Annotated in this window: 1 pseudogene; it reads left to right on the top strand. The window is 82.1% G+C overall.

Annotation, left to right across the window (positions count from 1 at the left end):
* A pseudogene (locus CCN44_RS44860) lies at positions 1–223 on the top strand (peptidoglycan-binding domain-containing protein); the annotation flags it as partial.

The raw sequence follows: 223 nt of genomic DNA, 5'->3' as shown, positions 1-223 counted from the left end.
CGGCTCCGCGGCCGTCCGCCCGGAGCCGTTCCCCGCGGTGGCGCACGGCCCCCGGCCGGCCGCGACCACCGAGCGGCTTCCGGCCGTGGCCGAGTCCGCCCCGTCCCGCCACGGCTTCCGCCGCCCCCTGCTGCTGGCCGCCGCGGGCACGGGAGTGGCGATCGTCGCGGCGGCCGGTTTCGCCCTGTTCTCCTACCAGGCACCGGCCCGGGACCGGGCGGCC

It is taken from the genome of Streptomyces tricolor, assembly GCF_002155905.1.
Taxonomy (GTDB): domain Bacteria; phylum Actinomycetota; class Actinomycetes; order Streptomycetales; family Streptomycetaceae; genus Streptomyces; species Streptomyces tricolor.
This window is presented reverse-complemented; position numbering and strand designations above follow the sequence as displayed.